We start from the raw sequence: 2,748 nt of genomic DNA on the forward strand, positions 1-2,748 counted from the left end.
GGCCACGCACGGCACCTCCACCACGCATCCGCCGGGCAGGTTTCCGACCAGGCCCCTGTTCTGGACGTTCCCGTAGACGGCCCGGCTCGTGCCGGTGGCGATGCTGTGGATGATCTGCGGGGCGTATTCCATGGTCCCCTCCGCGGTGATCGGCCGCCCCGCTCTCAGCGCGTCGCGGGTGGCCTCGTATTGGCGCACGTTCTCCTCGCTGATGCCGATGTACGCGCCCACGGGGATCCGCAGGCGCTCGATCTCGGCCTCGTCGTGCAGGTACCAGGGCACGTACTCGGCCGAGTGCTCGCTGGTCTCGGTCGGGTAGTAGCCGAGCCTGCGGTACATGTCCACGCGCACCCGCCGCAGCAGGCCGGGGTCGCGGCCGATGGCCTCGTCCAGCCGCGGGTAGAGGTCCTCGCCCCCGCTCTCGAACCGCAGCATCCACGACTGGTGGTTGACGCCCGCCGCGAGGTACGACACCTCCTCGTACGGCACCCCGATGAGCTCGGCCAGGTCGTGGGCGGTCCAGTAGATGGAGTGGCAGAGCCCCACAACGTTGCGCACGGGAGTGGCGGCGGCCAGGTACCACACGTTCATGGCCATCGGGTTGGTGTAGTTGAGCAGCCACGCGTCCGGGCACACCTCGGCCATGGCCCGCCCGATCCTGTCCAGTGCCGGGAAGGTGCGCAGGGCGCGGAAGATGCCGCCCACGCCGATGGTGTCGGCGATGGTCTGCCGCAGCCCGTACCGGGCGGGCACCTCGAAGTCGACGCGGGTGGCGTCGATCATGCCGACCTGGATCATGTTGATCGCGAAGTCGGCCCCTTCGAGCGCCCGCCGCAGGTCGAGGTGGGCGGAGATCTTGACAGCCCGCCCGTCGGCGATGACGCGCGCGGCTGCCTCGGCGGTCTCGAGCCGCTCGGGGTGGATGTCGTGCAGCGCCACCTCGAACTCCCCCAGGTCGGGGAGGGCGACCAGGTCCGCCAGCAGGCCCTGGGTGAACTCGACGCTTCCCGCGCCGAGAAAGACGATCTTCATAGGTCCTTCCAGGTGGGCTGGGCGGCGGTGCCGCCGGCGGCGCGGGTCGAGAGGGATCCGCAGGTCACCGCCGTTTCCAGGCATTCGCGCAGGCTCATCTCGCGCAGCATGGCGGCGATGAACCCGGCGTTGAAGCTGTCGCCGGCGCCGACGGTGTCCACCGGCTCGACGGGCAGGGCGCCGGTCCTGACCAGTTCGCCCGACCGCCACGCCAGCGCGCCGTTGCCGCCGTCCTTGACGGCCACGGCCGGCCCCAGCCCGCCCAGCCGCGCAGCGGTGGCCTCGACACACTCGTGACCGATGCCGAAGAGCCGGCTTGCGATGGCGGTGGCCTCTGAGGCGTTCGGGAGGAACACGTCCACCTCGCCCAGCACGTCCCCGAGCCCCTCCCACGTCCCAGCGGGATCGTCGTTGGTGTCCAGCGAGGTGGTCGCGCCGGACCGCCGCTCCCCCGCCAGAAAGCCCGGCAAGCCGGGCGCGAGCCCCGGTTGCAGGAAATATGACGACACGTGGACGTGCCTGGCCACGCCGCGCGGCACGTCCTCCACGGTCAGGTACGGCAGGCAGCCGGGCGAGGTGAGGATGGCCCGGTCGGCCCCGTCGGCCAGCACCACGGTCATCGCCGTGGGCCGGGAGTCGATCACGCAGTGGGAGACATCCACCCCGCGGTCGGCCAGGGCGCCCAGCACGAAGCGCCCGGCCGCGTCGTCGCCCACGCGCCCGGCGAACGCGGTCCGCAGGCCCAGCCGGGCCGCCCCGCACGCGGTGATCGCGCCGGACCCGCCGAGCACCAGGTCGCCGCCGGAGACGAGCTGCTCCCGCTGGCCGTACGCCAACCCGCGCGGCGCCCCGGAGAGCACCACGTCGGGGTTGGCGTCACCGACGACCAGCAGGTCGAAGTCACGCGCCACGGCAGGGCACGCGGTAGGCGCCGAGCTCGTACTTCTTCTTGAGCGAGTTGAAGTTCTGAGCGTTGGACTTGGCGCAGAAGGCCGAGGTCGCCAGGTTGTACTCGACGTTGAACACCGCCTTGCCCGCCTTGACGAACTGGTCGTAGCCGTAGTCGTCGTTCTGCGCGGTGGTGCACTCCGAGTGCTCCCAGCACTCCTCGTTCAGCGCGAAGTCGAAGTACGGCAGCAGCGCCGGGATCTGCTCCACGTCGTTCTTGAGCGCGACCGACAGGCCCCGCTTGTGCGCCTCGTTGGCGAGCCAGGTGTTGTAGGCGAGCTGGTCGGCCGCCTTGAGCGGGAAGCCGCTGTCGTTGCTGTAGCCGTCGACGTTGTCGGGCTCCACGGCGTCGAAGCCGGCCGCCTTGCACATGTCGAGGCGGGCCTTCATGATCTGGCCGAGCTTGCCGGTGTACTTGCGGATCTCCAGCCAGCGCTCACCCGGCCAGTCCTCCAGCGGCTTGCCGAGCACCTCGGCGGGGAACTGGCCCGCGTCCGGGCGCCAGTCCTCGAACGTGCCCGCGCTGATGTAGCAGACGACGCGGCGGCCCGGCTTGTCGGCTTTGAGCGACTTCACGATCGCGCCGTCCTTGGCCGCGAAGCCGTCGATGTCGTGCATCTGCACGTTCGGGTACGGCTTGGTCGGCAGGGAGGAGAGCTGCCACTGCCAGGACGTGTTCAGCGCGGGCTTCCAGCAGCCGGCGCAGGACACGGGGGCGGGCAGGGCGGCGGCGGGCTGGGCGGGGACGAGTGCGGTGGTGGCGGCGAG

Annotated in this window: 3 protein-coding genes; all 3 read right to left on the bottom strand. The window is 71.0% G+C overall.

Annotated elements, in window-relative coordinates; all coding sequences use genetic code 11:
• Nucleotides 1-1,032 (bottom strand): alpha-glucosidase/alpha-galactosidase (locus AB0J09_RS61655; RefSeq protein ID WP_360713375.1); only part of this gene is annotated, 1,032 nt, incomplete at its 3' end.
• Nucleotides 1,029-1,943 carry a carbohydrate kinase family protein gene (locus AB0J09_RS61660; RefSeq protein ID WP_360713377.1) on the bottom strand — a complete coding sequence of 305 codons (915 nt, stop codon included), beginning with the start codon at nucleotides 1,941-1,943 and terminating at the stop codon, nucleotides 1,029-1,031. The genes AB0J09_RS61655 and AB0J09_RS61660, both read right to left, overlap by 4 nt.
• Nucleotides 1,933-2,748, bottom strand: an 816-nt coding sequence (locus AB0J09_RS61665; protein WP_360713379.1) for an endo alpha-1,4 polygalactosaminidase, incomplete at its 5' end; no start/stop codon positions are given. The genes AB0J09_RS61665 and AB0J09_RS61660, both read right to left, overlap by 11 nt.

Source organism: Nonomuraea sp. NPDC049784 (genome assembly GCF_040659615.1).
GTDB lineage: Bacteria > Actinomycetota > Actinomycetes > Streptosporangiales > Streptosporangiaceae > Nonomuraea.